This window comes from Frateuria sp. sgz306004 (assembly GCF_057750885.1).
Map to the genome: position 1 here is coordinate 453,569 of NZ_JBYLFE010000003.1, position 24,203 is coordinate 477,771.

Below are 24,203 nucleotides of genomic sequence, written 5' to 3' on the forward strand. Positions count from 1 at the left end.
CGGGCTCAGTTACCCGAGCAGTACTGCTTGTACTGGGCCTCTCCGGCGGCCTGCTGCTGCTGGCGTTGGTTGGCGTCCATCACCTTCTGCTGGCCTTCCTGCTCCATCACCACCGGGCCGCTGCTCTTGAGCGTATCCAGGTTGCCCTTGAGCGCCGCGCAGAACTTGGCGCGGTTCTCCGGCGTATCGGTCATGGGCTGCTGCGAGGCCGAGGCGCCCTGGGCGGGCTTGTCGGAGGCGGCGGTGGTATCGCTGCCGTGGCCACCAGCGCCCGCGTCCACAGGCTCCGCCGTACCCACGGTGGTCACTTTCTTGTACTTGGTGCCCTGCGGCGGCGGGGAGTCGGAGTAGTGCACGGTGCCGTTGGCGTCGGTCCACTTGTAGGCCTGGGCCATGGCCAAGGGGACGATGAGCAACAGCGCGGTGGCGATCAACAGGCGGCGCATGGGGCGCTCTCCAGGGCTTGAGATTTAGTAGGCATTTGTTAACACCCCCTCCGGCCGGACTCAAGCGGAGGATGGTTTACACTGCGCGTATTCCGTCACGGATCGATTCATGAGCGACAGTACACCCGCCCGACCGCCGCGCCATCGGGGCATTTACCTGCTCCCGAACCTGTTTACCACCGGCGCCATGTTCGCGGGTTTTTACGCCATCGTGGCCAGCATTGGCGGCGATTTCAGCTCGGCGGCCATTGCGGTGTTCGTGGCCGCGCTGCTGGATGGCATGGACGGTCGCGTGGCGCGCCTGACCAATACGCAGAGCGAATTTGGCGTGCAGTACGACTCCCTCTCCGACCTGGTGAGTTTTGGCCTGGCCCCGTCGCTGGTGATGTACAACTGGTCGCTCGCCTCTCTCAAGGATTACGGCCCCACCTGGGGCAAGATCGGCTGGGCAGCGGCCTTTATCTACGCGGCCTGTGCCGCTCTGCGCCTGGCACGCTTCAACACCCAGGTGGGCGTGGTCGACAAGCGCTATTTCCAGGGGCTGGCCAGCCCGGCGGCGGCGGCGGTGTGCATGTCCTTCGTGTGGAGCATGGACAAGTTCGACGTGTCCGGTCAGGACGTGTGCTTTTTCGTGCCTTTCATGGCGGTGATCGTGGGCCTGCTGATGGTCAGCCGCTTCCGTTACTACAGCTTCAAGTCGCTGCCGGTGGGCGATGGCCGCGTACCGTTCCTGTGGATCATCCTGGCCGTGCTGGTGCTGGTGCCGTTCTTCGTGGACCCGCCGCGCGTGTTGTTCGCGGTGTTCACGCTGTACCTGTTGTCCGGGCCGGTGATGACCCTGTGGGGTCGCGCCACGCGTCGTCGTCGCCGAGGAGCGGCCTGACATGACTGCCGTTGCTTCCGCCGCGCATCGCGAGCGCCTGCTGCGCGCCCTGGGCATGACGCCCTGGGTACGTCGCAGCGTGTCGTCCAGCGCGAACGACGCAATGCCCGAATGGGCGATGGATACCGTGCCTGCGCTCGCTGGCGATTGCGTGGTGGTGCTGCCGGCAGGTTGCGCGCCGCGTGAGCTGGATCTGCTGGGCCGCGCCTTGCTCAGTTGCGGCCCGCTGGTGGCGCGTGCGCCGCGCATCGAGGTGGCGGGTGGCGAATTGCCCTCCGCGCCGGAGGCGCGTGCGTATCTGGTGCTGGGCGAGGCGCAGGCTCGCGCGTTGGGCCGCGTGTTGCCGGCGGCGACGCTCGCCAGTGCGCACATCGTGCTGGCCGACGAGCCGGCGAGCGTGCTCGCTTCCGGCGCGAGCAAACGCCGCTTGTGGAACGCGCTGCGCAATCTGCGCCGTGCATTGACGTCATCTCCGGAGTAGCCGCGCATGGTGGCCGTTGCTCGTCCACACGCCGAAATCCGCGCGATGCATCGCGAAGACGTGCCCACCGTGGCCGCGATGGAAGCGGCGTCGTACGAGTTTCCCTGGACGCCGGGCATCTTCACCGACTGCCTGAAGGCGGGCCACCCGTGCTGGGTCATGTGGGTCGAGGGCGAAGTCGCCGGCTATGGCGTGCTCTCCGTGGCCGCGGGCGAAGCGCACGTGCTCAACGTGTGCATTGGGCCTGCGCATCGCGGCCTGGGCCTGGGCCGATTGCTGCTGCGCCGATTGCTGGATATCGCCCGTTGGAATGGCGCCTCGCGCGTATTCCTGGAAGTACGCCCCTCCAACCCGGTGGCGCAGAGCCTTTACGTATCGATGGGCTTTGAGGAAATCGGCCGTCGACCGAAGTACTACCCCGCACGCGATGGTCGCGAAGACGCCATTGTGATGGCGCGCGACCTGGTCGATCGCGTGGAGTCATAAAAAAAGGGCGCGCCTATCGGCACGCCCCTTTTTGTCCATGGCTGGGCTTGATCAGCCCAGCTTCTGCGATTGCTCGCGCAGCGCGTTGAGCTGGATGCCCCAGTCGGTGATGCGTTGGCGCTCCTGCGCGACCACTTCCGCCGGTGCATTGGCGACGAAGTTGGCGTTGCCCAGCTTGCCCTCGCACTTTTTGATCTCGCTTTCGATGCGGGCGATCTCCTTGGCGAGGCGCGCCTTCTCGGCGCCCAAGTCGATCAGACCGGCGAGCGGAATCAGCACGCGCATGGCACCCACCACGGCGGCGGCCGCCGCGGGTTCGTCCGCACCGGCTTCGATCCACTGCGGGGCTTCCACACGGGCGAGGAAGCTGATCTGCGCAGCGAACTTGGCGGCGCGTGCGCGATCGGTGGCGTCGCCATCGGCGAGCAGCAGCGGAATCGTCTTGCCCGGCGCGATGTTCATTTCCGCGCGGATGCGACGGATGCCGCTCAGCACGGCCTTGAACCATTCGATTTCGGCGGTGGCGGCATCGTCGGCGACGATCTCGCTGGCGTTCGGCCACGGGCGCTCCAGCAGGAACTTGGCGTCGATGTGCAGCTTGGGCGCCACCGACTGCCAGATCTCCTCGCTGATGAACGGCACGATGGGGTGCAGCGCGCGCAGGATGGTTTCCAGCACCACCAGCAAGGTGTGGCGGGTGGAGGCTGCGGCGGCCGCGTCGTCGCCGTTCAAGGCCGGCTTGGACAACTCCAGGAACCAGTCGCAGAACTCGTTCCAGGTGAACTCGTAAAGCTCCTGCGCGAGCAGGTCGAAGCGGTAGCTGGCGAAGTGCTGCTCCACATCGGTGAGCGTTTGCTTGAGGCGCGTGAGAATCCAGCGCTCGGCTTCCGTCACCGGGCCGTTGGCCGGCGCGGCGAGTTCGCTCTCGGGCAGGTTCATCAGCACGAAGCGCGCGGCGTTCCACAGCTTGTTGCAGAACGCCTTGTAGCCTTCGGCACGCTTGATGTCGAAGTTGATGGTGCGGCTGTAGCTGGCGAGCGCGGCAAAGGTGAAACGCAGCGCGTCGGTGCCGATGGCGGGAATGCCCGTGGGGTAATCCTTGCGGATGCGCTTTTCCACCTTCTCGCGCACCTGCGGAATTAGCAGCGACTTGGTGGACTTGGCAACCAGCGGCTCCAACTCGATGCCGTCGATCAAGTCGAGCGGGTCGAGCGTGTTGCCCTTGGACTTGGACATCTTCTGGCCTTCCGCATCACGCACGATGGCGTTGATGTAGACATGCCGGAACGGCACGCGGCCGGTGAAGTACTTGGTCGCCATCACCATGCGGGCGACCCAGAAGAAGATGATGTCAAAGCCCGTGACCAGCACGGCGCTGGGCAGGAACACGTTGTCGGTGTCCCAGTTGGCGACCACGTTGCCGTGCTCGTCCTTCACCGGGCCATCCAACGGCCAGCCCAGGGTGGAGAACGGCCACAAGGCGGAGCTGAACCAGGTGTCGAGTACGTCCTCGTCCTGGCGCAGCGCGCCCACCGGCGGGGTGGTGGCGTGCGCACGCGCGTCGGCTTCGTCCTCGCCCACAAAGATGTTGCCGGCCTCGTCGTACCACGCCGGAATGCGATGGCCCCACCACAGCTGACGGCTGATGCACCAGTCCTGGATGTTGTCGAGCCACTGCGTGTACGTGGTGCTCCAGTTTTCGGGCACGAATTTGATTTCGCCGCCGCGCACGGCGTCGAGTGCCGGCTCGGTGATTTCCTTGCGACCCTTGTCGCTGGTGAGGTCGAGGAACCACTGGTCGGTGAGCATGGGCTCGATCACGGCGTCCGAACGCTGGCTCACCGGCACCTGCAGCTTGTGCGGCTTGGTTTCCACCAGCAGGCCTTCGGCTTCCAGGTCGGCCAGTACGCGCTTGCGTGCTTCGAAACGATCCAGGCCCTGGTACTTGGCCGGCGCGTTCTCGTTGACCCTGGCGTCGAGCGTGAAGATGTTTATCGGCGCCAGGTTGTGGCGCTGGCCGATGGCGTAGTCGTTGAAGTCGTGCGCCGGCGTGATCTTGACGAAGCCGGTGCCGAATTCGCGGTCCACGTAATCGTCGGCGATTACCGGAATCTCGCGGCCGGTCAGCGGCAGGCGCAGCATCTGGCCGATCAGGCGCGCATGGCGCTCGTCTTCGGGGTGCACGGCCACGGCCACGTCGCCCAGCATGGTTTCCGGACGCGTGGTGGCGACCACGACGCTGTCCTTGCCATCGACGGTGAAGTAGCGGATGGACCACAGGTGGCCGTCACGCTCGACGTTGTTCACTTCCAGATCCGACACGGCGGTGCCCAGCGCCGGGTCCCAGTTCACCAGGCGGTTGCCGCGATAAATCAGGCCGGCGCGGAACCAGTCCACGAACACTTTGCGCACGGCGGCCGAGAGGCCCGGGTCCATGGTGAAGCGTTCGCGCGACCAGTCGGCGGCCACGCCCAGGCGGCGCATCTGGTTGGTGATGGTGGAGCCGGATTCTTCCTTCCACTGCCACACGCGCTCGATGAACGCCTCGCGACCCAGGTCGTGGCGCGTCTTGTTCTCCACCGCGAGCTGGTTCTCCACGATTTTCTGCGTGGCGATGCCGGCGTGGTCGGTGCCTACCTGCCACAGCGTGTTCATGCCGCGCATGCGCTGGTAGCGGATCAGCATGTCCATCACGGTCTGCTGGAACGCATGACCCATGTGCAGGGTGCCGGTGACGTTCGGCGGGGGCAGCAGGATGCAGTAGGGCTCGCCCTGGCCGGAGGGCTTGAAGTCGCCGCTGGCATCCCAGGCGGCATACCACTTCGATTCGATCTGGCCGGGTTCGAAACTCTTTTCCATCGGGGGCTCGCGTGTGCGCGCCGGCGCCGGCGCGTGGGGATTTGACGTTAAAGAGTCGATTGTACGGGCGAGGGGCGCGGGGTGCCATTTTTGGCCCGCTGGGCGCCTCTCTCAGCCGCACCACTCCCGCTTTCGCGGGCATGACGAGCTGGGGTAGCCGACAGCGCGTGGCGGCAAATGTCGGAAAACAACGGCCAGCGCGCCCTTAGGGGAGGTCTGATTAATCGACTTTTTGTTCGTCATTCCTGCGGAAGCAGGAATCCAGCGCCTTTACGTTCAATGATTTACAGGCACTGGATGACCAGCCCTTCGGCTGTTGAAAGGCGCTTCCAGCATTCGCTGGGATGACGATCAAAATCAGAGCATCCTCAGGGCAGCAATTGGATGCCGAAACGCCGCACCAGCAGGGCAAACAGGCCAAAGCAGACCACGGTGATCACCACGCAGGCCAGCAAGGTGGGCCAAAAGCCCAGGCGGGGCAGCAATACCGGAAAGGCCAGGAACATCGGCAGCGTGGGCACCACGTACCAGAAGGTGTACCAGGCATGGTTGGCGATCTTGGCCTGCGGCTGGTGCTCCACCTGCAGCCAGATCAGCACCAGCACGGTGACCAGGGGCAGGGCGGCGACGAAGCCGCCCAGGCGGTCGCTGCGCTTGGCGAACTCCGACACCGCCACCACCACGGCGGCCGTGATCAGGTACTTGGTGACCAGCCAGGCCATGGGCGCTTTGCTCAGCCGCCGCGCAATTGGCGGCCGTAGGCGTGGACTTCGTCCACCAGCACCTTCACATGCTCGGGGTCCACCTCGGGCGTAATGCCGTGGCCGAGGTTGAACACGTGGCCGGGGTGGTTGCCGTAGCTGTCCAGCACGCGGCGTACCTCGCGGCGGATCACTTCCGGGCTGGCGAGTAGTACGGACGGGTCCAGGTTGCCTTGCAGGGCGACGCGGCCATCCACGGCTTGGCGTGCATCGGCCAGGTCGAGGGTCCAGTCGACGCCCAGGCCGGCGCAGCCGGTGTCGGCCAGCGCGGAAAGGTGTTGGCCCGCACCCTTGGAGAACAGGATCACCGGCAGCTCGCGGCTGGCCGGGTCGGCCTTCAGCGCATCCACCACCTGCGCCATGTAGCGCAGCGAGAACTCGCGGAAGGCGACGGGGCCGAGCAGGCCGCCCCAGGTGTCGAACACCATCAGTGCCTGGGCGCCGGCGGCCGCCTGGGCGATGAGGTAGGCGGCCACGGCGCGCGCCAGCGTGTCGAGCAGTTGGTGGGCGAGCGCGGGCTCGCTCCAGCACATGGCCTTGAGGCGGGCGAAATCGCGCGAGCCCTGGCCTTCCACCATGTAGCAGGCAAGCGTCCACGGGCTGCCGGAGAAGCCGATCAGCGGCACGCGGCCATGCAACTCGTGGCGGATCAGGCGCACGGCGTCCATCACGTAGCGCAGTTCGCCTTCCATGTCGGGCACGGCGAGGCGTTCGATATCGGCCTTGCTGCGCACCGGGTGGGCGAACTGCGGGCCCTCGCCCTGCGCAAAGCTCAAGCCCAGGCCCATGGCGTCGGGAATGGTGAGGATGTCGGAGAACAGGATCGCCGCGTCCAGCTCAAAGCGCTCCAGCGGCTGCAGGGTGACCTCGCAGGCCAGCTCCGGGTTCTGCGCCAACGCCATGAAGCTGCCGGCGCGCGCGCGGGTGGCGCGGTATTCGGGCAGGTAGCGGCCGGCCTGGCGCATGACCCACAAGGGCGTGGTGTCGGTCGCCTCGCGGCGCAGTGCGCGCAGGAAGCGGTCGTTCTTCAGTGCATCGGTCATCTCAGGATCCGTAGGGGCCGTCCAGGCCTTGGCTGAACATCAGGCGGTAACCGCGCTTGATTTGCGCGTCGCGCGCTTTTTCGAAGGCGACGATGGCGTCTTCGCGTTCCAGGAACTGCTCGCGCTTCAACGTGGCCTTGCCGCCTTGCACGCCCGATTCGCGATACAGCGTCCAGCCGCCGAGCAAGTCCTGCTCCAGCACAATCTGGACATAGCGCGGCGCTTCGGCGCCGGCGGGCATGGCTTGCAGGTAAAGGCGCATGGAATCCGATGTCGAAGGACGCGAGTGGCCGCAGACATCACATTCTAGAAGGCCGCGCGCCCGGTAGCGAGCGCCTGGTCGTCGCAGCGCAGCGCGCGCTAGCGAAACCAGAGGATGAAGGTGGTCGCTAAAGCAGAGATCATTGCAAGCCCCAGCAGCGTGATGCGGCCTTCGTGGCGGTTTGCCGTCGACCCTCGGGGATAGCGCCCTCCGGTCAGGGCCAGCTGCGTGGCGCGTCCAATGATGTAGGGAACATCGACAAAGAGCTGCTCCGCGATCACGCGAGCAAGCCATGCCAGCCGTTCCATCCGTATGCCCCTTCCTTGGCGGAGTCGGCGCCCTTACGCGCCAGTGTTGGACCTGAGCACGGCGAGCACCTGCGCTTCGTCCACCCCACCCACGATTTCCGCACGCCCCACGCCGCGCCACAGAATCAGCCGCAACGTGCCGGCAAGATTCTTCTTGTCCAGCCGCATCAGGGCGAGCAGGGCGTCGGCCTGCATGCCGGCCGGGATGGTCGTGGGCAGGCCGAGTGTTTCGAGCAGGCGCCGCAGTCGAGCGGTGTCTGCCGCCTCGCTCATGCCAAGCCGTTCCGATAGCTGGGCGGCCAGCAGCATGCCGATGGCGACGCCTTCGCCATGCAGCAATACCTGGTATTTGCCGGCGGTTTCCAGCGCGTGGCCAAACGTGTGGCCCAGGTTGAGCAGCGCGCGTTCGCCCTGTTCGGTTTCATCGCGCGCCACCACGCCGGCCTTGTATTGCACCTTGCGCGCGATGGCCTCGATCAACGGGCCGCTCTCGCGCGCATTCAGCGCGGCGGCGTGCTGCTCTAGCCAGGTGAAGAACGCGACGTCGCCGATGGCGGCGCCCTTGACCACTTCGGCCAGGCCCGCGCGGTATTCGCGGTCGGGCAGGGTGGTGAGCGTGTCGATGTCGGCCACCACCGCGCGCGGCTGATGGAAAGCGCCAACCAGGTTCTTGCCGGCGGGCAGGTTCACGCCGGTCTTGCCGCCCACCGAGGAGTCGACCATCGACAGCAACGTGGTGGGCATCTGGATGAAGTCGATGCCGCGCATCCAGCAGGCGGCACTGAAGCCGGCCAGGTCGCCGACCACGCCGCCACCCAGTGCCACCACGCAGGCATCGCGCGTGGCGCCCAATTGCGCGAGTGCTTCAAGCGCGCGGCCGACGTTGGCGAAGGTCTTGTGCGCCTCGCCGTCATCGAGCAGGAACGAGGACCAATGCAGGCCTTCCAGACCCCGCGCCACGCGCTCCAGGTACAGCGGCGCCACCGTGGTGTTGCTGATCACCAGCGCGTGGCGGCCCTTGAGCGCGGCGCGCCAGCGGGCGTGATCGGCCAGCAGGCCGGGGCCGATCCACACGGGGTAGCTGCGCTGGCCGAGGGCGACGTCGATGGTGCGGGGGGCGGATGCGAGAGTAGTCATGCGGCGTGCTGGCGGTGCCAATGTTGATCGATCAGGAGGATGCTGCGCGCGCTGGCCGCTTGGACGGTTTCGTGCGCGCCGGGGATGGGCAGGTCAGCGACCTCTTGGTACAGCGGCGTACGCGAGCTGGCCATGGTGCTCAGGCGCTCGGCGCGGTCGACGCCGGCCAGCAGCGGGCGTTGCTTGTCCTGCGCCAGCCGTTCTAGTTGCTGTTCCAACGTGGCCTGCAGCCACAGCACAAAGCCGCGTTCGCCGAGCAGGCGGCGATTGGCGGGGTCGAGCACGGCGCCGGCGCCGGTGGCGAGCAGCACGCCGTGGCGGCGGCTGCATTCGTCCAGCAACTGGCTTTCGCGCTGGCGAAAGCCCGCTTCGCCCTCGATTTCGAACACGGTGCTCACCGGCACGCCGCACACCCGCTCGATCTCGTGGTCGAGATCGAGGAAGCTCAGCCCATAATGCTCAGCCAGCCGGCGCCCGATAGTGGTTTTGCCGGCACCGGTCGGGCCAACGATGAACAGGTTGCACGATGGATTCATGGGTAAATGCTAACAGGCGCGCCTGCGCATGGCCGCTCCGGGCCGAGGTGGGCGCATGAGCAGGCAAGTGCTGATCGCCGGCTGCGGTGACGTGGGGCTGCGCGTTGCGCAGCGTCTGGCTGCACGCGGCGATGCGGTTTGGGCCCTGCGCCGCAGCGCCGTGGCCGCACCGATGGAGGGTGTTCATTGGCTACAGGGCGACCTGACGCAGCCCGATACCTTGCGCGGGCTGCCGGCGGGTTGCACCGAGCTGGTGTACCTGCCCACGCCGGGCAGCCGAGAGGAAGCGCGCTATCGTGCGGTGTTCCTCGATGGTTTACAGCACCTTTTGGGTGCCCTCGATACGCAGGCGCTGCGACGCGTGGTGTTCGTGTCCTCCTCGGCGGTGTATGGCGAACACGGCGACGGCTGGGTGGACGAAACCACGCCGCCTGCGCCGCCCGGTTTCAATGGCCGCGTGCTGCTGGAGGCCGAGCGCTGGCTGGCGGCGCAACCGTGGTCGAGTACGGCGTTGCGCCTGGCGGGGCTGTACGGACCGGGGCGCATGCAGCTCATCGAACGCCTGCGCGAAGGCACTGTGCGCGTGCCGCGTCATGCCACACACTGGGCCAATCGCATGCATGTGGATGACGCAGCTGCCGCCATCGTGCACCTGCTGGATCTGCCTGCCGTGCAAGCCACTTATGTCGGCGTGGACGACACGCCTTTGCCGCTGCATGTGTTGTACGACTACCTGGCCAACCTGGTGGGGGCGCCGCATCCCGGCGAGGGGCCTGCTCCCGCTGGCGTGGGCAGCAAGCGGCTCAGCAATGCACGACTGCGCGCAAGCGGCTTCGCGCCGCAATGGCCCGATGCGCGGGCCGGCTACGCGGCGTTGCTCGCCGGCTCGGGGTGAGTCACGCTGGGCGCATTTCTTGACCCCAATGGAGATGCGCGCATGGCAAACCAGCTACCCCTTCACATGGTGAGCACCAGCAACGAACTGCCGGGTTACCGCGTTGTGCGGCCCATGGGCATCGTGCGCGGCATCACCGTTCGTTCGCGCAGCGTCATCGGCAGCCTGGGTGCCGCGCTGCAGACCTTGGTGGGCGGCAATATCTCGATCTACACCGAGCTGTGCGAAAAGGCGCGCGAGGAAGCCTTCGAGCTGATGCTGCGCCATGCGGCGGAGCACGGCGCCAATGCCGTGATCGCCATGCGCTACGACGCCAACGACGTAGCCGAAGGCGTGACCGAGGTGCTGGCGTACGGCACGGCCGTGCAGGTGGAGCCGCTCGCCTGAGCGGGCTCTTGGGGACGCTCGATTTTGATCGTCATCCCAGCGGACGCTGGGATCCAGCGCCTGAAAACACTTGAACGTAAGGGCGCCGGATGACCAGCCCTTCGGCTGTCAAAAATGCGCCTGCTGCTTTCACAGGAACGACGAGCGAAAATGCCGCTTCGCCAGACCCTGCTTAGCCGTGGTTGAGTGCGATGACGTGACGGTTGTCGTCGTACTCGACCGTGGTGTCCGCCAGCTCGGGCAGGGTGGCCAGGGCGTGGCGACTCAGGCGCTCGAAATGCGCCAGGAAACGCACCATGGTGGCGGCATCCATCGCGAGCGGCGCGTGGCGGGCCAGCAGTTCTTCCTCCTGCTCGCTGCGCCACTTGCGCACCACTTCCCAGTTGGGCGCCTGCAGCACGATCAGCGCATCGAGCTTGCGCCATAGCGGTTGGTAGCCGCGCAGTTGCTTGTTGACCCAGTGACGCCAGGTGCCTTCCGGGTCTTCCTCGCGCTCCAGGCTGTTGACCGGCGCTTCCAGGGCAGCCTGGGTCTGGGGGCGGATGCCCATGGCCCAGCCTTCCAGGATCACCAGCTTGGGCGGCCGGGTAACCCTTGGCCACTTGGACGGCGGCACGCGGGTGTCGCGGCCTTTGTCGAATCGCGGGTAGTCCACCGGCAGCTTGTCAGAGGCCTGCGGCAACGCGGCCAGCACCGACATGAGCAGCTCGATTTCGTGGGTGCCTGGCACGCCACGGGTGCGCAGCAGCGGATGAATCTGGTGGGCCAGCACCTCGCGCTCGCTGCGCGAGTAGTAAAAATCGTCCAGCGACAACACCTCGGTGGGCCAGCCCCGGGCCTCGGCCTGGGCCTTCATTTCCCGGGCAAGCGTGCTCTTGCCGCTGCCCTGCAGCCCGGACAAGCCCAGCAGGTAGGGGCGTCGGGCGCGGGCGATGCGACCGGCGTACTGGTCGAGCAGGTGGCCGGCCAGGGTCGAATTCTGCGTGCTAGCATCTGGTGACATGCCGGCCATCATGGCGCGCGGCGGCCACGATTCAAGACCCCCATGTTGAAACGAGAGATCCTGGACACCTTTCTGCAGCTGTTGGACGAGGCGACCCATAGCGGCGAACCCGAACCCACAGCCATGAACCTTGCCACCGTCGATGCGAGTGGCCGCGTGAGTTCGCGTATTGTGCTGCTCAAAGGGGCGGACGAGCGCGGCTTCCGCTTCTACACCAACTACGACAGCGACAAGGGCGGCCAGTTGGAGGCCCACCCGCAAGTGGCGCTGTGCTTCCACTGGAAGCAATTGCGCAACGCCGTGCAGGTGCGCGTGGAAGGCGTGGCCCGCAAGCTACTGGCCGAAGAATCCGACGTGTACTTCGCCACCCGGCCGCGCGCCAGCCAGATCGGCGCCTGGGCCTCGTTGCAGTCGCAGACCTTGCCCGACCGCGATACCTTCGAACAGCGCTTTGCTCGTTACGAGCACGAGTTCGAGGACAAGGACGTGCCGCGTCCCCCGCACTGGGGCGGTTTCGTGGTCGAGCCGGATCTGATCGAGTTCTGGTACGGCGCGGACTACCGCCTGCACGAGCGCGTGCGCTGGAGCCGTCACGGACAAACCTGGACCCATCGCCTGCTTTACCCTTGAGGGCATCGCCCCGCCACTGGGAGACCTGACGCATGCGTGCCACGCCCGCCGAACATGTCGCCCAGCATGGCTTTGTCGTGCATACGCGCGGCCGCGGTTTCACCGAGATCACCGACAAGGTGGGCGAGGTGATCGCGGCCAGCGGCGTGCAGACAGGCATCGCCCACGTCTTTTGCCTGCACACCAGTTGCTCGCTGCTCTTGAGCGAGAACGCCGACCCCACCGTGCGTGACGACCTGGAGCGTTGGCTGGCCCGGGCCGTGCCCGATGGCGATGCCATCTTCCGGCATGACGAAGAGGGCCCCGACGATATGCCCGCGCACGTGCGCGCCATCCTCACCGGCGTAAGCCTGGTGGTGCCGGTGCATGCCGGGCGTGCTCACCTGGGCACGTGGCAGGGGTTGTATCTGTGGGAGCACCGGCTGGACCCGCATCAGCGTCGTATCGCGGTGACCGTATTGGGCCATTGATTGGGCGACGGCACTGCAGCCTGGCGCTGCGTCATGCCATCACCGGTATCGTCCATACGAAAGCGAAAGCACCGTCCGGCTCGTAACGGCAACCAAGCTCACCGCCGTGCCGACGCGCGATTTGCCGCGCCAGCGCGAGACCCAGCCCGGTGCCCACACGGTCGTGGGCGGCGCGGCCTCGGTGGAACGGCTCGAACACTCGCTCGCATTCGTCCTTCGGCAAGCCGGGCCCGTGATCGCGTACCACCAATTCGGCTTGCCCATCGCTCACCCGCAGCCGCACCTGTACCGGCGGCAGACCATGGCGGTTGGCGTTGTCCAGCAGGTTGCGCAGGAGCCTGAGCAACAGTCGCGGGTCACCCTTCACGGTGGCGGGTACGCCGTCCAGCTCGACGCCATCGTGGCGTGCGCACTCTTCGGCAGCCAGCGCGAGCAGGTCGACCGGCTCCGTCACCTCCAGGTGCGGCAACGCTTCGAGTCGGCTGGCCAGCAGGATCTCGTCGATCAACGTATCCAGCTCGCCAATATCCTGTTGCAGGCCATCGCGGCGTGCTTGATCGATATTCGGTCCCAGCAGCTCCAGCGCCAGTCGGATGCGCGTGAGCGGCGTGCGCAACTCGTGCGAGGCATGTGCCAGCAGAGCCTTCTGATGGCCCACCAGCGTTTCGATGCGATCGGCCGCCTGGTTGAAGCTGCGCGCCAGCCGCGCCACCTCATCGCGGCCTTCCACCGCCACGCGGGTGTGCAGGTCGCCTGCGCCCAATGACTCCACGCCTCGCTGCAATCGCTCAAGGCGCGCGGTGATTCGTCGCACCACGGGCAACACAAGCACACCGATGATGGCGGCGAGCGTCAACAGGATCAGTAACAGTACGTACAGTGGCGGATGCACACCGCGCGGCAGGCTCGCCTGTAGCCAGCGACCATCGGGCAAGCGCAGCGTCCAGAGTGCATGGCCCGGGTTGGTCGACGCGGGCGCTGCGTGGGGTGCCGTGCCGGACTCCGCGATCAGTCGCCGCGAATCATCCAGCAACATCAGGCGTGCGGGCAGGCCACGCGCCAACGTATCCAGCGCATGCTGCTGCTCCGCTACGGGCGCGCTGGCGGGCGGCAACGCATTGGCGACAACCTGCACCTGTGAACGCATCATGGTGTCGTATGGCCCACCCTTGCTGTGCCACACCCAGGCGAAAGCGGCCGCGAAAACCAGTAGGCTGGCGACCACCGTGAGATAGATGCGCAGGTAGAGACGCGTCATGGTGGATCAATCCTGTTTGCGCGCGAACAGGTAGCCGGCACCGCGCACCGTGATGATGCGCCTGGGCGACTTGGGGTCGTCCTCGATCGCTGCGCGGATACGGGAAATATGCACATCGATTGAGCGATCGAACGTGTCCAGTTGGTCGCCACGAACTAGATCCATCAACACCTCGCGCGAAAGCACGCGCCCGGCACGCTGCGCCAGGGCGAGCAAAAGCTCGAACTGATAAGAGGTCAGCTCCACCACTTTCCCCGCGACCTTGACGGTGCGTGCGTCGGTATCGATCTCCAGTTGCCCGAACACCAACGCCTTCGCCGCCGTGGTTGGCGCCGTGCGCCGCCGCAGGATGGCGCGCAATCGCGCGAGCAATTCGCGCGGCTCGAACGGCTTGGGCAGGTAGTCGTCGGCGCCGAGCTCCAGGCCAATGATGCGGTCAATCGCATCGCCTCGTGCGGTGAGCATCAGCACCGGTACGTCGGAACGTTCGCGCAGCTTGCGGCAAACGTCGAGGCCGTCCATGTCCGGCAGCATCAAGTCGAGAATGACGGCATCCGGGGTTTCGGCGCCGAGTTGTTCCAGCGCGTGTGCCCCGGAGGCCGCCTGCGACACCGCATAGCCATGGTGGCGCAGGTACTCGTCCAGCATGCCGGCCAGGCGCGGATCGTCCTCTACGACCAGGATGCGTTCGCTCATCGTTCCCGCTCTAGCCCGAAAGCCGCATCATAGCCGCCGCCTCGCGCCTTCAACCATGCATCGCCGACATGTGGTCGGCCAAATGCGCGACGAGCTTCTGTCGCTGGTCCGGCGTCAGTACGGTGCTGCTATCTACCATCAGCTGGGTCATGCGCTGCGCGATCTGGTCGTGTATCGCTATCTGTGCCGCACTTGCCTGTTCCAATGCCGCGCGATCGATCGTCGGGGCGGTCAGCAGGCTCACCACGCGCGCATGGCCCGCGTGCAGCTGCTGGAACTTGGGCAGCAAGTCGGCCGCCGCTTGCTTGAAGATCGGGTCCAGTGCAGCCTTTTGGGCATCCGTCGCGTCGACTTCGATGTACAGGTGCTTGCATACCTTATCGACATGCGCCGCCATGTCGGCCTCGGTCATCGGCACCGCCATGTGGTGCATGGTCGGCAGGCCGCCATCGTTCGCCAGCACGGCGACGCCGGCCGCCAGCGCGGCGCCACCGACAAAGCCCAGTAGTGCGGCGCGCAGGGTGCGGTTCTTTCGGGTGGTTGAATCGTTTGCCATGAGTACTCTCCTGTTCGTGGTGAGTGGGTTTGTTCTGGGGAAGTGTGCGCTCGGTGTGTGAGCGCTTTGCGTCGCCGAGTTAAAGAAAGATGAAGCGAGTCGGGCAGTTCAGGCTGCGACGCGTTCGCGCAGCATCAACACGCCGGCAGCGATGTTCCACATTGCTTGCAGCAACAAGGTGCTGATCACCACGCTCAAGTCCATCTGCGCACCGGCGATGATCACCATGGCGGCCGGCAGCCCGCCCGAGACCAAGCCGATGTAGCCGACCACGCGGCGAGCGCCAGCGTCGCGCAGCAACGCCACGGACCACGCCAAGGCGGCCACCGATTGCAGTACCCATGCCACACGCGCGGTATCGGTAAGGGCGATGGACTCGACCACATGGATCATCCAGCGCGCGGCTTGCGCGGCCTCCGGCGTGCCGTCGACGAAGTCCGCGGCGATGCCGGTGCTGATGAAGCCATCGAGAAGGGTGGCGCCCAGCATCAACACGGTGCCCAGCGCATAAGTGATCAGGCCGAACAGCACCGGAGCGCGCCGCAAGTCGAGGCGCTGGGATAGCACCGTGAAGCCGTACATGAGGCCGCACAGGCAGCCCATCGCCACCACGTGAACGTTCTGGTGCCACGCCTGGATCTGCACCAGGCTTTGCAGGATCTCCTGCGTGGTCTTGCCGCTCGCTCCCCGATCCAGGGCGACCGTGGCGGTGGAAACGATGGCGCTTGCCAGAATGACGAGGCCGGCGAGGCGGGCATCATCGCGGGCCGGCGTAGCGGCCTCGCGCTGCCGGGTGGGGTACTGCAACGACTCGACGCGAGTGGTCATGGCGATCCTTTCACGATGTCCAGGCGCACGGGATGTGCGGGACACCAAGCTAGGTCGCCCGTTTGGCTAGGGTATGTACCGTTTGTAAAGAATCATGAAGGCGGTGGCGAGTCGCCAGTAGCGCCATCAGGCGTGCTTGTCCGCCCAGCGCAGAATGTGTTTCTGCAGCTCGTTCAGGCCATCGGTCAACGCCGCCGGGCCCGGCTGCAGGATGATCGGTGACTTCACTTCAAAAAGGTCGCCATGGTGCACGGCGGGTATGGCATCCCAGCCGGGCCTTTCTGCGACGGAGGCAGGTTGAAAGCGCTTTCCGCACCAGGAGCCGAAGATGATGTCGGGCGCGCGCCGAATCACTTCGTTCGGGTCGGCGATGATCCGGTTTTTCCCCATGGGCTCCCTCGCCAACTCCGGGAAAACATCGTCACCGCCGGCGATGGAAATCAATTCCGAAATCCATTGGATGCCGGAGATTTGCGGCGTATCCCATTCCTCGAAATAGACCTTGGGTCGCCGGCTCAGGTGCGCAACCCGCTGCTTGGCAAGGGCGATACCTTCGGCCAAGGTGCCCGCCAGGTCGCTTGCGCGGCCTGATTCGCCGATCAACGCGCCCAGGCGACGGATGTAATCGAGGATGCCATCCACGCTGCGGTGGTTGGCAATCCATACCTCGACGCCGGCCTTGATCAGCGCCTGCGCAATATCGGCCTGCATATCCGAAAAGCCAATGGCGAGATCGGGCTTCAATGCCAGGATCTTGTCGACCTTGGCGCTGATAAAGGCGCTGACTTTTGGTTTGTCCTTGCGTGCCTCAGGCGGGCGAACGGTAAAGCCGCTGATACCGACGATGCGATGTTGCTGGCCAAGCAGGTACAGCGTTTCGGTCGGTTCTTCGGTGAGGCAGACAATGCGTTGGGGAGACATGGCGCTAAAACCGGTATGCAAGGGTTCCATCATGCCAAAGCTCGACGGGTCGAAGCCTCATGCATGTGGCTGATCGAGTGTAACTTCAGGGCCCCTGGGCGGATCTGGCATCGATCAGGAGCCTCCACTGTTTTGCTCGTCATTCCTGCGAACCCCCAAAAGGGGGGCGAGTGCAGGAAACCAGTGCCTTTGTGTTCAAGTAACTACAGGCGCTGGACCCCAGCTTTCGCTGGGATGACGAGCAAAACGTCACCAGATCTTCACGCGCTGGTTTTCCGGTCGCCACATGGGCTGGCCGGGCTTCACGTCAAATGCTTCGTAGAAATCCGGAATGTTGGAGAGCGGGCCGTTCACGCGCCACTTGGCCGGTGCGTGCACGTCGCTGAGCAAGGCGTTGCGCAGGCGCTGTTCGCGTTGCTGCGAGAGCCAGCCCAGGGCGTAGCCGAAGAAGAAACGTTGCAGCGGCGTGTAACCGGCGATCTTCTCGCCCTTGCGATACTGCTCAGTCTTTTTGAACGCATCCAGGCCGATCATCAGGCCACCAAAGTCGGCGATGTTTTCGCCCAGGCTAGCCTGGCCGTTGATGTGCAGGCCGGGCAGCGGCTCGTAGCCGTTGAACTGCTTGACCATCACGTCCGCACGCTGCTGGAAGCGCTTGGCGTCTTCCGGCGTCCACCAGTCGGACAGGTTGCCCTTGGCGTCGAACTGGCGGCCTTCGTCGTCGAAGCCGTGGGTGATTTCATGGCCGATGGTGGAAGCGGCCACGTAGCCGTACACCACCGCGTCGTCCACCTGGTCGTCAGCAAAACCCGGGATGAGGAACTGCGCCGCCGGCAGCACAATCTCGTTGTTGGACGGGTTGTAGTAGGCGTTGTAGGTCTGCGGCGTCATGTCCCACTCATCGCGGTCCACGGGCTTGCCAAACTTACCGACCATGTCGTCGAACGCCCAGCGGTTGGCGTTCATCATGTTTTGCGCGTACGAGCTGCGTCCCACTTGCAGCGCGGAGTAGTCCTTCCACTTATCGGGATAGCCCACCTTGCGAGTGACCGCCGCGAGCTTGGCCTGCGCTTTGGCCTTGGTGGCATCGCTCATCCAGTCGAGGTGGGTAATGCGCTCGCTATACGCGTTGCGCACAGCCTCCACCATGTTGTTGTAGCGCTGCTTGCTCTGTTCGGAGAAGTAATCCTTGACGTAGACACGCCCCAGGATCATGCCCAATGCGTGGTTTTCGGCGTTGAGTACACGCTTCCAGCGCGGCTTCTGCTGCGCCTGGCCGGACAGCACGCGACCGTAGAAGTCGAAGTGCTCGTTGTCGAAGTTCTCGCTGAGATAGCTGGCGTACGTATCGGCAAGATGCACGCGCAGATAATCGCGCAGCACCGGCACCGGGGTCTTGGCGAGCAGGGATTGCAGGCCGGCGAAGAACTCCGGCTGGCCCACGATCACCGTGCCGGCGGGCAGCTTCCACGCATCCAGGCGCGTGTTCCACGCAATGGCCGGCGTGTACTTGGTGCTCAGCTCGGCGGGCGCCATCTTGTTGTAGTTCTTCAACGGGTCGCGCAGGTCGGCCAGCGGACGCGACACCTTGGCGAGCGCGGTTTCAAAGGCCATGACCTGGGTGGCGCTGCGCTTGGCATCCGCCTCGTTGCTGCCCAGCAACTGGAACATGCGGCCAAGATGGGCCACATAGGCCACGCGGGCCTTGGCCACGCCCTTTTCGTTGTTGAAGTAGTAGTCGCGCTCAGGCAAGCCCAGGCCACCCTGCACCAGGTGCACGGCCATCACGTCGCTCTGCTTTTCGTCTTGCAGCACGCCCATCTCGAAGAACGCGCCGACGCCGAGCGGCTGAAGTGCAAACGCTTCGTCGAGGATGGCGTTGAGGTTCTTGGCGGCATCGATACGCGCCAGCTCCGCCTGCAGCGGCGATGCGCCGAGGCGATCGGCCAGCGCCTGGTCCATGCCGGTGGACCAGAAATCACCCACCTTCTGCTCGTCGCTGCCGGCCGGGGCGGACTTCTGTGCGGCCGCCTCGCTGATTTGCCGCAACTTGGCGTACAGCTCGTCCTGCACTACCTGGCCGATGCCCCACTGCGATTCCTCAGCCGGAATAGGGTGGCTCTTCAGCCAGCCGCCATTGGCGTAAGCGAAGAAATCATCGCCAGGCTTCACCGAGGTATCGACGTTCGCAGCCACCACGTCGGGCTTGGCGATGGGCGTATCGGCCCAGGCCGTGCCCATACCGGCAAGGGCCAGGCCAAGGGCGAGTGCGCGCAGGCGCAGGAGAGGCGTCGCTTTCATGCGTTGGAGATTCCTGGGATGGATAAGGGAGATCGTGAACAGGCTCTTAGGCGCCCATGGCGAGGCGGGCGCCCAGATCGGCGAGCGGAGACACCAGCAGCAGGCGAACCAGAATCAGGCCGATCATCACCGCCCACGGGGCGAAATCCAGGCCGCCGGCCACCAGCTTGCCGCGCAGCGGGCGCAGCAGCGGGTCGACCAGGGTGCCGGCAAGGCGATACACCGGGTGATAGCGCTCCACCTGGAACAGGCTCATCAGCGACCACACGAAGATCAGCACCACATAGAACATAAGGATGAAGTCCAGCGTGTCGGCCAGCGAAAGCAGCAGCAGGCCGGCCACGTGCGGGAACAACCCCAGCAACGCAAACAGCACCACGCGCTTGAGCAGCATCAACAGCCACACCAGCAGCAGGGCGGCCAGGTTGATCCGCCGCCAGTTGGGTAGCACGCGGCGAATGGGGGCGAGCACCGGGTTGGTGGTGCGATAGACGAACTGGCTCAGCGGGTTGTGGAAATCCGCGCGGCTGGCCTCCGCCAGCAGGCGTAGTACGAACAGCGCGGCAGCCGCGCCAAAAGCCAGTTCAAGGAGAAACGACAGGGCGTTGATCAGGTAACTCACGGTTGGTCATCCAGTGCAGCGGCCAGTTCGGCGCCACGGCGCGTGGCGGCTGCCACGGCGCGGGCGACCACCTGGTGAAAATGGTCGGCGGCCAGGCTTTCCAGCGCGGCCTGGGTGGTGCCGTTGGGGGAAGTGACGCGCTGGCGCAGCACGCCTGGGTCTTCACCGCTTTCGGTGAGCATGCGGCCGGCGCCAAGGCAGGCCTGGGCGGCCAGGGCGCGGGCGGCCTCGCGCGGCATGCCCTGGGCAAAGGCGGCGTCTTCCAGCGCCTCCACCATGGCAAAGAAATAGGCCGGGCTGGACCCGGAGATGGCGGTGACGGTATCCATCAGCGACTCGTCGTCCAGCCAGCGGGTCAGGCCTACGGCGGCCATGATGTGCTGCGCCTGGGCCCGCTGCTCGGGGCTCACGCGGCGGTTGGCGCACAGGCCGGTGGCGCCCGCGCCGATCAGGGCCGGGGTGTTAGGCATGCAGCGCACGATGGGCAGGGTGTGGCCGAACCAGCGCTCCAACTGGTCCAGGCGCACGCCGGCCGCAATGGAAATGACCAGCGGGCGGCGACGGGCCAGGGTGTCCTGCAGCTCGGCATGGATGGCGGGCATGATCTGCGGCTTCACCGCCAGCACCAGCACATCGGCCTCGGCCGCCGCCAGGCGGTTCTCGGCGTAGCAGGCCACGCCGAACTCGCGGCCCAAGTCTTGGCGGGCGTCCGCGCGGGGCTCGGCCACGCTCAGGTTGGAGGCGGCCATGCCGGTCTTGAGCAGGCCGCCGATCAGGCTGCGCGCCATGTTGCCGCCGCCGATAAATGCGATACGTGTCATGCAGAATCCTCGCCAATGCGGTGGCTACCTTACCGGACCGGGCGCCGCCCGTCCTGTGGCACAAGCGCGGGCACAGGGCGCCCCGCCGCGCGGGCTTGCGAACGTGGTCCGCAGTTTGAAGGGCTAGGGCTTTGGAAAGACTGGTGGCCTAGGCCTACCGGCGAGTAGTATCGGCCCGCTGCATGGGGGAACCGGTTTCTGGCCGTTTGGCACGACGTCCGCGCGCGGGCGCCGGGGCGTCACGCCCGAGCTACACCTCCCTCGTGCAGAGCCGCTGCATGACATCCAGTTGATCGGGTTGAGGGGAACGCCAATGGATATCGCCGAACTGCTTGCCTTCTCGGTGAAGAACAAGGCCTCGGACTTGCACTTGTCCGCCGGCCTGCCGCCGATGATTCGCGTGGACGGCGACGTGCGCCGCATCAACATCCCGGCGCTGGAGCACAAGCAGGTGCACTCGCTGATCTACGACATCATGTCGGACAAGCAGCGGCGCGACTTCGAAGAATTCCTGGAAACCGACTTTTCGTTCGAGATCCCCGGCCTGGCGCGCTTCCGCGTCAACGCGTTCAACCAGAACCGTGGCGCCGGCGCGGTGTTCCGTACCATTCCCTCCGAGGTGCTCACCCTGGAGGACCTCGGCGCCCCGGCGGTGTTCCGCGAGCTGATCGAACAGCCGCAAGGCCTGATCCTCGTGACCGGCCCGACCGGCTCGGGCAAGTCCACCACGCTGGCGGCGATGGTGGACCACATCAATAAGAACGAATACGGCCACATCCTCACCATCGAGGACCCGATCGAATTCGTGCACACCTCGCAAAAGTGCCTGGTGAACCAGCGCGAAGTGCATCGCGACACGCACGGCTTCAACGAATCGCTGCGCTCGGCGCTGCGCGAAGACCCGGACTACATCCTGGTGGGCGAGTTGCGCGACCTGGAAACCATCCGCCTGGCGCTTACCGCCGCGGAAACCGGCCACTTGGTGTTCGGCACCCTGCACACCAGCTCGGCGGCCAAAACCATCGACCGCATCATCGACGTGTTCCCCGCCGGCGAAAAGCCGATGGTGCGCTCGATGCTTTCCGAATCGCTGCGCGCGGTGATCTCGCAGTCGCTGTTGAAGAAAGTGGGCGGCGGGCGTATTGCCGCGCACGAGATCATGGTGGGCATCCCGGCCATTCGTAACCTTATCCGCGAGGACAAGGTGGCGCAGATGTACTCCTCCATCCAGACCGGTCAGCAGTACGGTATGCAAACGCTCGACCAGAACCTGCAAGACCTGGTCAAGCGTGGCTTGGTGACGCGCCAGCAGGCGTTTAGCTATGCCCGCAACAAGGACATCTTCAAGTAAGCGCTTTGCGCTTGCCGTCGCACACAAGAGGGTAGTGCCATGGGTGACTTCGATTTCACCTCGTTCCTCAAGCTGATGGTGCACAAAAAGGCGTCCGACCTTTTCATCACGGCCGGCGTACCGCCGTCGATGAAAGTGCAGGGCCGCATCGTGCCGATCACGCAGAGCCCACTGTCGCCGCAGCAAGCGCGCGACATGGTGCTCAACGTCATGACGCCCTCGCAGCGCGAGGAGTTCGAAAAGACCCACGAATGCCAGTTCGCCATCTCGGCGCAGGGCGTGGGCCGCTTCCGTGTGTCGTGCTTCTACCAGCGCAACTGCGTAGGCATGGTGCTTCGCCGCATCGAGTCGAAGATCCCGACCATCGAAGAGCTCAGCCTGCCGCCGGTGATCAAGCAGCTGGCCATGACCAAGCGCGGCATCATCATCTTCGTGGGCGGCACCGGCACCGGTAAATCGACCTCGTTGGCATCGATGATCGGCTACCGCAACGCCAACTCCACCGGCCACATCATCACCATCGAAGACCCGATCGAATACGTGCACAAGCACGAGGGCTGCATCATCACGCAGCGCGAGCTGGGCATCGACACCGACAGCTGGGACAACGCGCTGAAAAACACCCTGCGCCAAGCACCCGACGTGATCATGATCGGCGAAGTGCGTACGCGCGAAACGATGGAACACGCCATCAACTTCTCCGAAACCGGCCACTTGTGCCTGTGCACGCTGCACGCGAACAACGCCAACCAGGCGATGGACCGCATCCTGCACTTCTTCCCGGAAGATCGCCGCTCGCAGTTGTTCATGGACCTGTCGCTGAACCTCAAGGGCATCGTGGCGCAGCAGCTCATCCCCACACCCGATGGCAAAGCCCGTCGTGTGGCCGTGGAAGTGCTGCTGGGTACGCCCCTGGTGCAGGACTACATCCGCCAGGGCGAGATCCACAAGCTCAAGGAAGTGATGAAGGAGTCCACCAACCTCGGCATGAAAACCTTCGATCAAAGCCTGGTCGAGCTTTATCACGCCGGCGAGATCTCCTACGAAGACGCACTGCGTCACGCGGACAGCTCCAACGAAGTGCGTTTGCGCATCAAGCTGGCCCAAGGTGGCGACGCGCATACCTTGTCGCAAGGCTTGGATGGCGTGGAGCTGGAAGAAACGCGCGACTCGCAAAGTTTCAGCGGTGGGCATTTGCTCAAGCGCTGAGCGGAGCGTGACGATTTGAGAAAAAGGAGCCCATGCGGCTCCTTTTTTTGCTCAGGCAACGTGCCCGCCATTCGGCTGGTCATCCAGCGCCTGTAAGCGCCTGAGCGTAAAAGCACTGGATGACCAGCCCTTCGGCTGTTGAAAAGCCCCTCCTGCTCTTGCCCCCTTCTTGGTGTTCGCAGGAATGACGAGCTGCATGTCGTTCCATCAGACCCTCCCTAAGGCCTCATATCCCCCTCCAACAGCCAACGCGCCTCCAGCACCATCCAATAGAACGCCGTGGTGCCAAACCCTCGCGCCAAGGCGCGCGCAAACTCCGGTGTGGTCCGCTCGCCCTCCGTCATCCAACGCTGCAGCGCCAAGCTGGTGACGCCCATGCGCCGGGCCGCCTGCCCCCACGGCAACCGCTGTGGCAGCAAAAAATCATGCAGCAGTACCTGCGCTGGCGAGCGCAGCGGCACCCGGTGGCCAACGTGCATGCGCGGGGTGAGAGAAATCCGACTCATCACTATCCTTCGTTGATGTGCGCGCACGCTTAAACACGCCGGCGCGAGCGCAGCGAAATATGTAGGCAAAATGCCAATTCAGGCGTACGTCATCGCCAAGGTGCGGCACACCGGCAACACGCCCGGTGCGCCGCCGGGCGATCAACGGACGGGTCAGGTGCTGGCGGCGGTTTTTTGGCCCAACAAGCGCGCATAGGAGTGCAGGTAATGCACAGCCAACGATAACCCCGTGGATTCCAACGGGGTTAGGGCAAGCTGGCGTACCGGCAGGGAACCTCGGCGCGACGGGGCGAGGAGAGCCTCCTCGCTATCCATCAGCAGACCCAGCAAGGCGTCTGCGGAGCGGGCAATGCCGATCAGCGTTAACAACCGCTGCTCTGCGTCCTGCGCCTCGGCTGGGGGAGCCAGCGTGTCGGCGGAGGTCGCGTGCGTAGCCTCTGGCGGGAAAGACGGGCGTGCGCGTGCCGTATGATCGTGGACAGCCATGATCAACTTCCTAAGAGTTGTTGATGGTCAGCGGGTCGTGTGAGGTCCTAACTCCCACGGC

Annotated in this window: 28 protein-coding genes; 9 read left to right on the top strand and 19 right to left on the bottom strand. The window is 65.3% G+C overall.

Annotated elements, in window-relative coordinates; translation table 11 throughout:
- Positions 1 to 5: 5 nt before the first annotated feature.
- Entirely contained in the window at positions 6 to 446 is a 441-nt protein-coding gene (locus tag AC3G2C_RS08255) for a DUF4124 domain-containing protein (RefSeq protein ID WP_488384144.1), read from the bottom strand.
- Between the two features lie 109 nt (positions 447 to 555).
- Here AC3G2C_RS08255 and pssA point away from each other — a divergent pair, with 109 nt between their 5' ends.
- From pssA to rimI, 3 genes are read left to right on the top strand one after another with little or no spacing between them, the layout of a single operon-like run.
- Positions 556 to 1,329, top strand: coding sequence for a CDP-diacylglycerol--serine O-phosphatidyltransferase (pssA, locus tag AC3G2C_RS08260; RefSeq protein ID WP_488384145.1), 774 nt, complete (start codon positions 556 to 558; stop codon positions 1,327 to 1,329).
- Between the two features lies 1 nt (position 1,330).
- Complete coding sequence (locus AC3G2C_RS08265) at positions 1,331 to 1,810, top strand: hypothetical protein (RefSeq protein ID WP_488384146.1); 480 nt, start codon at positions 1,331 to 1,333, stop codon at positions 1,808 to 1,810.
- Positions 1,811 to 1,816: 6 nt separating this feature from the next.
- Positions 1,817 to 2,296, top strand: coding sequence for a ribosomal protein S18-alanine N-acetyltransferase (gene rimI, locus AC3G2C_RS08270; protein ID WP_488384147.1), 480 nt, complete (start codon positions 1,817 to 1,819; stop codon positions 2,294 to 2,296).
- 51 nt (positions 2,297 to 2,347) lie between these two features.
- Here rimI and AC3G2C_RS08275 read toward each other — a convergent pair whose 3' ends face one another.
- From AC3G2C_RS08275 to AC3G2C_RS08305, 7 genes are all read right to left on the bottom strand, one after another.
- Positions 2,348 to 5,155 carry a valine--tRNA ligase gene (locus tag AC3G2C_RS08275; protein ID WP_488384148.1) on the bottom strand — a complete coding sequence of 936 codons (2,808 nt, stop codon included), beginning with the start codon at positions 5,153 to 5,155 and terminating at the stop codon, positions 2,348 to 2,350.
- A 368-nt stretch (positions 5,156 to 5,523) separates the two neighbouring features.
- On the bottom strand, positions 5,524 to 5,877 hold the full coding sequence (locus AC3G2C_RS08280) for a DUF3147 family protein (protein WP_488384149.1): 354 nt from the start codon (positions 5,875 to 5,877) through the stop codon (positions 5,524 to 5,526).
- Between the two features lie 11 nt (positions 5,878 to 5,888).
- Positions 5,889 to 6,959, bottom strand: coding sequence for a uroporphyrinogen decarboxylase (hemE, locus tag AC3G2C_RS08285; RefSeq protein WP_488384150.1), 1,071 nt, complete (start codon positions 6,957 to 6,959; stop codon positions 5,889 to 5,891).
- A gap of 1 nt (position 6,960) precedes the next feature.
- The gene (locus AC3G2C_RS08290; RefSeq protein WP_488384151.1) at positions 6,961 to 7,221 is read right to left on the bottom strand and encodes a WGR domain-containing protein; all 261 of its coding nucleotides are present in this window, start codon (positions 7,219 to 7,221) and stop codon (positions 6,961 to 6,963) included.
- Positions 7,222 to 7,319: 98 nt separating this feature from the next.
- Complete coding sequence (locus tag AC3G2C_RS08295; protein WP_488384152.1) at positions 7,320 to 7,529, bottom strand: hypothetical protein; 210 nt, start codon at positions 7,527 to 7,529, stop codon at positions 7,320 to 7,322.
- A 33-nt stretch (positions 7,530 to 7,562) separates the two neighbouring features.
- A complete protein-coding gene (aroB, locus tag AC3G2C_RS08300; protein ID WP_488384153.1) occupies positions 7,563 to 8,666 on the bottom strand; it encodes a 3-dehydroquinate synthase in 1,104 nt (367 codons plus the stop codon).
- Complete coding sequence (locus AC3G2C_RS08305) at positions 8,663 to 9,202, bottom strand: shikimate kinase (protein WP_488384154.1); 540 nt, start codon at positions 9,200 to 9,202, stop codon at positions 8,663 to 8,665. The genes aroB and AC3G2C_RS08305 overlap by 4 nt, the downstream gene beginning before the upstream one ends.
- A 55-nt stretch (positions 9,203 to 9,257) precedes the next feature.
- On the opposite strand from AC3G2C_RS08305, the gene AC3G2C_RS08310 reads away from it, so the two are divergent.
- Both AC3G2C_RS08310 and AC3G2C_RS08315 read left to right on the top strand, forming a co-directional pair.
- Positions 9,258 to 10,097, top strand: a complete 840-nt coding sequence (locus AC3G2C_RS08310; protein WP_488384155.1) for an SDR family oxidoreductase — start codon at positions 9,258 to 9,260, stop codon at positions 10,095 to 10,097.
- Between the two features lie 42 nt (positions 10,098 to 10,139).
- Positions 10,140 to 10,484 (top strand): YbjQ family protein, encoded by a 345-nt coding sequence (locus AC3G2C_RS08315; RefSeq protein ID WP_488384156.1) that lies wholly within the window; start codon positions 10,140 to 10,142, stop codon positions 10,482 to 10,484.
- Positions 10,485 to 10,656: 172 nt separating this feature from the next.
- Here AC3G2C_RS08315 and AC3G2C_RS08320 read toward each other — a convergent pair whose 3' ends face one another.
- On the bottom strand, positions 10,657 to 11,487 hold the full coding sequence (locus AC3G2C_RS08320) for a kinase (protein WP_488384157.1): 831 nt from the start codon (positions 11,485 to 11,487) through the stop codon (positions 10,657 to 10,659).
- Positions 11,488 to 11,529: 42 nt separating this feature from the next.
- On the opposite strand from AC3G2C_RS08320, the gene pdxH reads away from it, so the two are divergent.
- Complete coding sequence (pdxH, locus tag AC3G2C_RS08325) at positions 11,530 to 12,117, top strand: pyridoxamine 5'-phosphate oxidase (protein WP_488384158.1); 588 nt, start codon at positions 11,530 to 11,532, stop codon at positions 12,115 to 12,117.
- 32 nt (positions 12,118 to 12,149) lie between these two features.
- Positions 12,150 to 12,587, top strand: a complete 438-nt coding sequence (locus AC3G2C_RS08330; RefSeq protein ID WP_488384159.1) for a secondary thiamine-phosphate synthase enzyme YjbQ — start codon at positions 12,150 to 12,152, stop codon at positions 12,585 to 12,587.
- Between the two features lie 31 nt (positions 12,588 to 12,618).
- Here the strand turns inward: AC3G2C_RS08330 and AC3G2C_RS08335 are convergent, their stop codons facing one another.
- The 8 genes from AC3G2C_RS08335 to proC form a co-directional block, all read right to left on the bottom strand.
- The gene (locus AC3G2C_RS08335; protein ID WP_488384160.1) at positions 12,619 to 13,845 is read right to left on the bottom strand and encodes a sensor histidine kinase; all 1,227 of its coding nucleotides are present in this window, start codon (positions 13,843 to 13,845) and stop codon (positions 12,619 to 12,621) included.
- Positions 13,846 to 13,851: 6 nt separating this feature from the next.
- Positions 13,852 to 14,541 carry a response regulator gene (locus tag AC3G2C_RS08340; protein ID WP_488384161.1) on the bottom strand — a complete coding sequence of 230 codons (690 nt, stop codon included), beginning with the start codon at positions 14,539 to 14,541 and terminating at the stop codon, positions 13,852 to 13,854.
- 49 nt (positions 14,542 to 14,590) lie between these two features.
- On the bottom strand, positions 14,591 to 15,097 hold the full coding sequence (locus tag AC3G2C_RS08345) for a Spy/CpxP family protein refolding chaperone (protein ID WP_488384162.1): 507 nt from the start codon (positions 15,095 to 15,097) through the stop codon (positions 14,591 to 14,593).
- 108 nt (positions 15,098 to 15,205) lie between these two features.
- Positions 15,206 to 15,925 (bottom strand): hypothetical protein, encoded by a 720-nt coding sequence (locus AC3G2C_RS08350; RefSeq protein ID WP_488384163.1) that lies wholly within the window; start codon positions 15,923 to 15,925, stop codon positions 15,206 to 15,208.
- A gap of 126 nt (positions 15,926 to 16,051) precedes the next feature.
- Entirely contained in the window at positions 16,052 to 16,846 is a 795-nt protein-coding gene (locus tag AC3G2C_RS08355; protein WP_488384164.1) for an ABC transporter substrate-binding protein, read from the bottom strand.
- A 249-nt stretch (positions 16,847 to 17,095) separates the two neighbouring features.
- Positions 17,096 to 19,147, bottom strand: coding sequence for a M13 family metallopeptidase (locus AC3G2C_RS08360; protein WP_488384165.1), 2,052 nt, complete (start codon positions 19,145 to 19,147; stop codon positions 17,096 to 17,098).
- A gap of 46 nt (positions 19,148 to 19,193) precedes the next feature.
- Positions 19,194 to 19,769 carry a YggT family protein gene (locus tag AC3G2C_RS08365; protein ID WP_488384166.1) on the bottom strand — a complete coding sequence of 192 codons (576 nt, stop codon included), beginning with the start codon at positions 19,767 to 19,769 and terminating at the stop codon, positions 19,194 to 19,196.
- Complete coding sequence (proC, locus tag AC3G2C_RS08370) at positions 19,766 to 20,590, bottom strand: pyrroline-5-carboxylate reductase (protein WP_488384167.1); 825 nt, start codon at positions 20,588 to 20,590, stop codon at positions 19,766 to 19,768. The genes AC3G2C_RS08365 and proC overlap by 4 nt, the downstream gene beginning before the upstream one ends.
- Before the next feature lie 313 nt (positions 20,591 to 20,903).
- Here proC and AC3G2C_RS08375 point away from each other — a divergent pair, with 313 nt between their 5' ends.
- Together AC3G2C_RS08375 and AC3G2C_RS08380 are read left to right on the top strand one after the other, a co-directional pair.
- Complete coding sequence (locus AC3G2C_RS08375) at positions 20,904 to 21,941, top strand: type IV pilus twitching motility protein PilT (protein ID WP_488384168.1); 1,038 nt, start codon at positions 20,904 to 20,906, stop codon at positions 21,939 to 21,941.
- 39 nt (positions 21,942 to 21,980) lie between these two features.
- Positions 21,981 to 23,150 carry a PilT/PilU family type 4a pilus ATPase gene (locus AC3G2C_RS08380; RefSeq protein ID WP_488384169.1) on the top strand — a complete coding sequence of 390 codons (1,170 nt, stop codon included), beginning with the start codon at positions 21,981 to 21,983 and terminating at the stop codon, positions 23,148 to 23,150.
- A gap of 218 nt (positions 23,151 to 23,368) precedes the next feature.
- On the opposite strand, the gene AC3G2C_RS08385 is transcribed toward AC3G2C_RS08380, so the two are convergent.
- Positions 23,369 to 23,656, bottom strand: a complete 288-nt coding sequence (locus AC3G2C_RS08385; protein ID WP_488383407.1) for a helix-turn-helix transcriptional regulator — start codon at positions 23,654 to 23,656, stop codon at positions 23,369 to 23,371.
- Between the two features lie 153 nt (positions 23,657 to 23,809).
- Entirely contained in the window at positions 23,810 to 24,142 is a 333-nt protein-coding gene (locus AC3G2C_RS08390; protein ID WP_488384170.1) for a hypothetical protein, read from the bottom strand.
- Between the last annotated feature and the right edge of the window lie 61 nt (positions 24,143 to 24,203).

Bases quoted from the DNA above. Each gene is read 5' to 3' on its own strand.
- AC3G2C_RS08255 (WP_488384144.1), bottom strand. From the start codon at position 446: ATGCGCCGCCTGTTGATCGCCACCGCGCTGTTGCTCATCGTCCCCTTG.
- pssA (WP_488384145.1), top strand. From the start codon at position 556: ATGAGCGACAGTACACCCGCCCGACCGCCGCGCCATCGGGGCATTTAC.
- AC3G2C_RS08265 (WP_488384146.1), top strand. From the start codon at position 1,331: ATGACTGCCGTTGCTTCCGCCGCGCATCGCGAGCGCCTGCTGCGCGCC.
- rimI (WP_488384147.1), top strand. From the start codon at position 1,817: ATGGTGGCCGTTGCTCGTCCACACGCCGAAATCCGCGCGATGCATCGC.
- AC3G2C_RS08275 (WP_488384148.1), bottom strand. From the start codon at position 5,155: ATGGAAAAGAGTTTCGAACCCGGCCAGATCGAATCGAAGTGGTATGCC.
- AC3G2C_RS08280 (WP_488384149.1), bottom strand. From the start codon at position 5,877: ATGGCCTGGCTGGTCACCAAGTACCTGATCACGGCCGCCGTGGTGGTG.
- hemE (WP_488384150.1), bottom strand. From the start codon at position 6,959: ATGACCGATGCACTGAAGAACGACCGCTTCCTGCGCGCACTGCGCCGC.
- AC3G2C_RS08290 (WP_488384151.1), bottom strand. From the start codon at position 7,221: ATGCGCCTTTACCTGCAAGCCATGCCCGCCGGCGCCGAAGCGCCGCGC.
- AC3G2C_RS08295 (WP_488384152.1), bottom strand. From the start codon at position 7,529: ATGGAACGGCTGGCATGGCTTGCTCGCGTGATCGCGGAGCAGCTCTTT.
- aroB (WP_488384153.1), bottom strand. From the start codon at position 8,666: ATGACTACTCTCGCATCCGCCCCCCGCACCATCGACGTCGCCCTCGGC.
- AC3G2C_RS08305 (WP_488384154.1), bottom strand. From the start codon at position 9,202: ATGAATCCATCGTGCAACCTGTTCATCGTTGGCCCGACCGGTGCCGGC.
- AC3G2C_RS08310 (WP_488384155.1), top strand. From the start codon at position 9,258: ATGAGCAGGCAAGTGCTGATCGCCGGCTGCGGTGACGTGGGGCTGCGC.
- AC3G2C_RS08315 (WP_488384156.1), top strand. From the start codon at position 10,140: ATGGCAAACCAGCTACCCCTTCACATGGTGAGCACCAGCAACGAACTG.
- AC3G2C_RS08320 (WP_488384157.1), bottom strand. From the start codon at position 11,487: ATGTCACCAGATGCTAGCACGCAGAATTCGACCCTGGCCGGCCACCTG.
- pdxH (WP_488384158.1), top strand. From the start codon at position 11,530: ATGTTGAAACGAGAGATCCTGGACACCTTTCTGCAGCTGTTGGACGAG.
- AC3G2C_RS08330 (WP_488384159.1), top strand. From the start codon at position 12,150: ATGCGTGCCACGCCCGCCGAACATGTCGCCCAGCATGGCTTTGTCGTG.
- AC3G2C_RS08335 (WP_488384160.1), bottom strand. From the start codon at position 13,845: ATGACGCGTCTCTACCTGCGCATCTATCTCACGGTGGTCGCCAGCCTA.
- AC3G2C_RS08340 (WP_488384161.1), bottom strand. From the start codon at position 14,541: ATGAGCGAACGCATCCTGGTCGTAGAGGACGATCCGCGCCTGGCCGGC.
- AC3G2C_RS08345 (WP_488384162.1), bottom strand. From the start codon at position 15,097: ATGGCAAACGATTCAACCACCCGAAAGAACCGCACCCTGCGCGCCGCA.
- AC3G2C_RS08350 (WP_488384163.1), bottom strand. From the start codon at position 15,925: ATGACCACTCGCGTCGAGTCGTTGCAGTACCCCACCCGGCAGCGCGAG.
- AC3G2C_RS08355 (WP_488384164.1), bottom strand. From the start codon at position 16,846: ATGTCTCCCCAACGCATTGTCTGCCTCACCGAAGAACCGACCGAAACG.
- AC3G2C_RS08360 (WP_488384165.1), bottom strand. From the start codon at position 19,147: ATGAAAGCGACGCCTCTCCTGCGCCTGCGCGCACTCGCCCTTGGCCTG.
- proC (WP_488384167.1), bottom strand. From the start codon at position 20,590: ATGACACGTATCGCATTTATCGGCGGCGGCAACATGGCGCGCAGCCTG.
- AC3G2C_RS08375 (WP_488384168.1), top strand. From the start codon at position 20,904: ATGGATATCGCCGAACTGCTTGCCTTCTCGGTGAAGAACAAGGCCTCG.
- AC3G2C_RS08380 (WP_488384169.1), top strand. From the start codon at position 21,981: ATGGGTGACTTCGATTTCACCTCGTTCCTCAAGCTGATGGTGCACAAA.
- AC3G2C_RS08385 (WP_488383407.1), bottom strand. From the start codon at position 23,656: ATGAGTCGGATTTCTCTCACCCCGCGCATGCACGTTGGCCACCGGGTG.
- AC3G2C_RS08390 (WP_488384170.1), bottom strand. From the start codon at position 24,142: ATGGCTGTCCACGATCATACGGCACGCGCACGCCCGTCTTTCCCGCCA.